Raw genomic sequence first — 5421 nt, 5'->3', positions numbered from 1 at the left:
TGGTGCCACCACGACTGCTGCCTGGGCGCGGCGTGCAGCGTTGCGGTGGCGCCACCAGCGCGGCACCATGCCCAAGGCCCCAACGACCAGACCTGCGGCAAATGCGGTCAGCACCACCAGCACCAGCGGCGCGCGCCATTGCGTGCCAAAGAAGAAATGCACGGTCGCATCCTGCTGGTTGTTCAGCGCGAAGGCGAAGAGCGTAAAAAAAATGGCTGCCTTGAGCAGCCACAGGAGGTATTTCATCGGTCTCCCCAGTGGTGGGGCGATTCTAAGAGCTTGGCGCAGGGGGCCTGTGGATGCCTTCTCTCAGGTCAATACAAGCCAAAACGGCAGCAGGCGCTAGTGAATCATGCGCTTGCTGCTATCAATTTGATATCAGTTGCCCAGGGTGCCCGTTGCGGGCGGTGCCTTTTCTTCCATTTCGGCCGTGCGTTTGTCGACGGCTTCGCGCAGGGCCTTGCCCGGCTTGAAATGGGGCACACGCTTTTCGGGAATGGCCACGGCCTCGCCGCTGCGTGGATTGCGGCCCATGCGGGGAGGGCGGTGGTTGACCGAGAAGCTGCCAAAGCCCCGGATCTCGATGCGGTGCCCGCGCACCAGGGCCTCGCCCACGGCGTCCAGAATGGTCTTGACGGCGTATTCGGCATCGCGGTGGGTGAGCTGGCCGAAACGGGCGGCCAGTTCTTCGACGAGGTCTGAGCGGGTCATGGAATCTTGGGACATAGGCAGTCTTGGCTGAAAAAAGAGCGGGCGCCGAGGCGCCCGCTGTCTGACCGTTTAACGGGTCAGCGCTTTACTTTTCCGAGTTGTCCAGCTTGGCGCGCAGCAGGGCGCCCAGGCTGGTCGTGCCGGCGCTTTCGCGGCTCGATTGCTGGCTCAGGTTGGCCATGGCGCCTTGTTCGTCAGCCATGTCCTTCTGCTTGATCGACAGCTGGATGTTGCGGGTCTTGCGATCCACGTTCACCACCACGGCCGTGACTTCGTCGCCTTCCTTCAGCACATTGCGGGCATCTTCCACGCGGTCGCGGGAGATTTCCGAAGCGCGCAGGTAGCCCACGATGTCTTCGCCGAGGTCGATTTCAGCGCCACGGGCGTCCACGGTCTTGACCTTGCCGGTCACCGTCTGGCCCTTGTCGTTCACGGTCACGAAGGTCGTGAATGGGTCGCCGTCGAGCTGCTTGATGCCCAGCGAGATGCGTTCGCGGTCCACGTCCACGGCCAGCACGATGGCTTCCACTTCCTGGCCCTTCTTGTAGTTGCGAACAGCGGCTTCGCCGGGTTCGTTCCACGACAGGTCAGACAGGTGCACCAGGCCGTCGATGCCTGCAGCCAGGCCCACGAACACGCCGAAGTCGGTGATCGACTTGATCGGACCCTTCACGCGGTCGCCGCGCTTCGTGTCCTGTGCGAATTCTTGCCATGGGTTGGCCTTGCACTGCTTCATGCCCAGGCTGATACGGCGCTTGTCTTCGTCGATTTCCAGAACCATGACTTCGACTTCGTCGCCCAGCGAAACCAGCTTGGCGGGAGCGATGTTCTTGTTGGTCCAGTCCATTTCAGACACGTGCACCAGGCCTTCGATGCCGGGTTCGAGTTCCACGAATGCGCCGTAGTCGGCAATGTTCGTGATCTTGCCGAACAGGCGGGTGCCTTGGGGGTAGCGGCGGTTCACGCCCATCCATGGGTCGTCGCCCATTTGCTTCAGACCCAGCGAGACACGGTTCTTCTCGGTGTCGAACTTGAGGATCTTGGCAGTGATTTCCTGGCCAGCGGTCACCACTTCGGAGGGGTGACGCACGCGGCGCCATGCCATGTCGGTGATGTGCAGCAGGCCATCGATGCCGCCCAGGTCCACGAACGCACCGTATTCGGTGATGTTCTTGACCACGCCTTGAACGATGGAGCCTTCCTTCAGGGTTTCCATCAGCTTGGCGCGCTCTTCGCCCATGGAGGCTTCCACCACAGCGCGGCGGCTCAGCACCACGTTGTTGCGCTTGCGGTCCAGCTTGATGACCTTGAATTCCATGGTCTTGTTTTCGTACGGCGTCAGATCCTTGATCGGACGGGTATCGATCAGCGAACCGGGCAGGAATGCGCGGATGCCGTTGACCAGAACGGTCAGACCGCCCTTGACCTTGCCGCTGGTCGTGCCAGTGACGAATTCGCCGGATTCCAGGGCCTTTTCCAGGCTCATCCAGGAAGCCAGACGCTTGGCGGTGTCGCGCGACAGGATGGTGTCGCCGTAGCCGTTTTCGATGGAGCCAATGGCCACCGACACGAAGTCTCCCACTTGGACTTCGACTTCGCCCTTGTCGTTCTTGAACTCTTCCAGCGGCACGTAGGCTTCGGACTTGAGGCCAGCGTTCACAACCACGAAGTTGTGCTCAACGCGCACGACTTCAGCGGTGATGACTTCGCCTGGGCGCATTTCCGTGCGCTGCAAGGATTCTTCAAAAAGGGCGGCAAAAGATTCGGACATGTGTTTCCTTGCCACAAACAGGATTCCGGCAGCACCATTGCTACCGTTTTTATAGCTGCTTGCGGTGGTTTTTTGCGGCAGAGCCGCGGGTTAGGTTATCGATCCACACAACCTGTGCGCTGACGCGCGATGGGGGCTGCGTGGGCCTGTGGCAAGGCCTTTCGGCACTGCCTGGAGCCCGAAGGCTCCACGTTGTCAGCGCTGCGCAGAAGCTGCGAAGGGCTGGCGCTCCTGCCACCAAGCCAAAACCTTCTCGACGGCTTGTTCAATCGTCAAATCGGAGTTGTCCAGGACCAGAGCGTCTTGCGCGGGCTTCAAGGGAGCAACGCTGCGGGAACTGTCCCGGGCGTCGCGCGCCTCCAAATCTGCGCGAAGGTCTTCTATACTAGCCGAAAAACCCTTAGAAATCAACTGCTTATAACGGCGTTCTGCGCGGCAGGCGGCGCTGGCCGTGAGATACACCTTCAAGGGGGCCTCGGGGAAGATCACGGTGCCCATGTCGCGGCCATCGGCCACCAGCCCCGGCAGGCGCTGGAAGCTGTGTTGCAGGTCCACCAGCGCCGTGCGCACGGCAGGCAGGGCGGACACACGGGACGCGTTCATACCGGCTTCTTCGGTGCGGATGGCCTCGGTCACGTCGTCGCTGCCCAGCCACACCTTGCCGCCCTCAAACCGCACCGGCAGCGTCTGGGCCAGGGTGGCGATACGGGCTTCGTGGTCCGCATCGATGGCGAAACCCGCCCGCAGCGCGGCGAGGGCGGTGATGCGGTACATCGCGCCGGAATCCAAAAAGCGATAGCCCAGCCGTTGCGCCACCGCCGCCGCCACCGTGCCCTTGCCCGAGGCTGTCGGGCCGTCAATACAGATCACCGGGATGTGAGAGGTTTCGACCTGGGCGACCGAGAACAGCGCCTCGAAATAGTCCGGGAACGTCTTGGCTACGCACTTGGGGTCTTCGATGCGCACCGGCAGACGCGCCGGATTGAAGGCGGCCAGCGAGAAGCACATGGCCACGCGGTGGTCGTCGTAGGTGTGGATGCTGGCGGCTTTCCAGTCAGCGGACTGGGCGGGAGGCGTCACGCGGATGTAGTCCGCACCTTCCTCCACCGTGGCGCCGAGCTTGCGCAGCTCGGTGGCCATGGCGGCGATGCGGTCGGTTTCCTTCACGCGCCAGCTGGCGATGTTGGTCAGCGTGGTCGTGCCCTCGGCATACAGGGCCATCACGGCCAGCGTCATGGCCGCATCAGGGATGTGGTTGCAGTCCAGGTCAATGGCCTTGAGGGGCCAGGCGCCGCGTTCGATCTGCAGCCAGTTGGGGCCCCCGGTGATCACCGCGCCCATGGCCCGGGCCGCTTCGACAAAGCGAATATCGCCCTGGATCGAGTCCAGGCCCACGCCTTGTATCTTGATGCCGGATTTGGCATCGTTTTGGCCAGTAGCGCTAGTCGCTATTGCTCCAAGCGCTATGAAATAGCTAGCGGATGAGGCGTCTGCCTCCACATGAATACTGCCGGGCGACTGGTAGCGGCTACCCGCCGCGATGGTGAAACGCTGCCAGTTCTGGTGCTCGACCACGATGCCAAACCGCGCCAGCAGCTGCAGCGTGATGGCGATGTAGGGTTTGGAGATCAGCTCGCCCACCACCTCGATCACGATGGCCTGCGCGCCGGCCGCCAGCGGCAGCGCCATGAGCAGGGCAGTGAGGAATTGGCTGGACACGTCGCCACGTACGCGGATGGGCGCTGCCAGCGCAAGCGGGGGCACGCCCTGGCCGTGGGCGATCCTGAGTGGTGGGTAGCCGTCGTTGCCCAGGTAGTCGATCTGGCAGCCCAGCTGGCGCAGGGCATCAATCAGGTCGCCAATCGGGCGCTCGTGCATGCGTGGCACGCCCGACAGTTCGAACTCGCCGCCCAGCAGCGCCAGCGCTGCCGTGAGTGGGCGCATGGCCGTGCCCGCATTGCCCAGGAACAGCTTGGCGGGGGATTGGGGCAGGCGACCACCCAGGCCCGTGATGCGCACCGTGCTTCCAGCCTCATCCACCGTGCACCCGATCTGGCGCAGAGCGTCCAGCATCACGCGCGTGTCGTCGGACGCCAGCAGGTCGTGCACGGTGGTGGTGCCGTTGCTCAGCGCTGCCAGCAGCAGCACGCGGTTGGAGATGCTCTTGGAGCCTGGCAGGTGGACTTCACCCGCAGCGGCTTGCAAAGGGGGAAGATCGAGGAATGCGGTGCTGTACATCGTTGTGTTGTGTCCAATTGCGGCTCAAAGAGCGTTCGTGCGGCCGGCAGCCTGCAGAACTGGCGCGCCCCAACACCAGTGCACCCGTGGAGCTGGCTTCGCCAGGCCACCGGGTGCGTCCCCCTTGGGGGAAGGCGCCGAAGGCGACTCAGGGGGTCATTTCCGCTTCGCGCCCATGCGCCAATGCGCACGGGTTTCGCTGGCCAGGGTCAGCATGTCTTCAAGCGCCTGGGCATTGCCTTTTTCCATGGCCTGCTCGATGTTGCGCAGGGCCTGCTGGAACAGCTTGGACTGGGAAATCAGCTCGTCCCGGTTGGACAGCAGGATGTCGCGCCACACCTTGGGGTCGCTGGCGGCAATGCGGGTGAAGTCGCGGAACCCGGGGCCTGCGAGGGACAGAAAGTCGTCACCGTGCGTCTGGCCCGTGATGCTGTTCATCATGGCAAACGCGAGCAAATGGGGCAGGTGGCTGACGGCGGCAAAGGCCGCGTCGTGCGACTCCGGCGACATGCTGGTCACGCGGCAGCCCAGCGCAGTCCAGATCTTTTCGGCGTCCTGCAGCTGGGCCGTCAGGGTGCGCTCGGTGGGAGTCAGGATCACCTGGCGCCCGCTGTACAGGTCGGCTTCGGCGTGTTCCACGCCCGACACCTCGCGCCCGGTGATGGGGTGTGCGGGCACGAAGGAGCCCACCTGGTCCCGCA

5 protein-coding genes are annotated in these 5421 nt (G+C 63.5%); all 5 read right to left on the bottom strand.

Annotation, left to right across the window (positions count from 1 at the left end; all coding sequences use genetic code 11):
- A partial coding sequence (locus DBR23_RS04225; protein WP_108497406.1) for a lipopolysaccharide assembly LapA domain-containing protein occupies positions 1–246 on the bottom strand: 246 nt, incomplete at its 3' end.
- A gap of 132 nt (positions 247–378) precedes the next feature.
- The gene (locus DBR23_RS04220) at positions 379–711 is read right to left on the bottom strand and encodes an integration host factor subunit beta (RefSeq protein ID WP_056065071.1); all 333 of its coding nucleotides are present in this window, start codon (positions 709–711) and stop codon (positions 379–381) included.
- Between the two features lie 85 nt (positions 712–796).
- Positions 797–2482, bottom strand: coding sequence for a 30S ribosomal protein S1 (gene rpsA, locus DBR23_RS04215; RefSeq protein WP_056063647.1), 1686 nt, complete (start codon positions 2480–2482; stop codon positions 797–799).
- Between the two features lie 195 nt (positions 2483–2677).
- Positions 2678–4720, bottom strand: coding sequence for a bifunctional 3-phosphoshikimate 1-carboxyvinyltransferase/cytidylate kinase (locus DBR23_RS04210; RefSeq protein WP_108497405.1), 2043 nt, complete (start codon positions 4718–4720; stop codon positions 2678–2680).
- A gap of 156 nt (positions 4721–4876) precedes the next feature.
- A partial coding sequence (locus DBR23_RS04205; RefSeq protein WP_233250265.1) for a prephenate dehydrogenase/arogenate dehydrogenase family protein occupies positions 4877–5421 on the bottom strand: 545 nt, incomplete at its 5' end.

Origin of the sequence: Acidovorax sp. HMWF018, assembly GCF_003061035.1 — a bacterium.
Classification (GTDB): domain Bacteria; phylum Pseudomonadota; class Gammaproteobacteria; order Burkholderiales; family Burkholderiaceae_C; genus Acidovorax; species Acidovorax delafieldii.
Note: the sequence above shows the minus strand (reverse complement) of the source record. Positions and strands in the feature narration are given on the sequence as shown.

Bases quoted from the DNA above. Each gene is read 5' to 3' on its own strand.
- DBR23_RS04220 (WP_056065071.1), bottom strand. From the start codon at position 711: ATGACCCGCTCAGACCTCGTCGAAGAACTGGCCGCCCGTTTCGGCCAG.
- rpsA (WP_056063647.1), bottom strand. From the start codon at position 2,482: ATGTCCGAATCTTTTGCCGCCCTTTTTGAAGAATCCTTGCAGCGCACG.
- DBR23_RS04210 (WP_108497405.1), bottom strand. From the start codon at position 4,720: ATGTACAGCACCGCATTCCTCGATCTTCCCCCTTTGCAAGCCGCTGCG.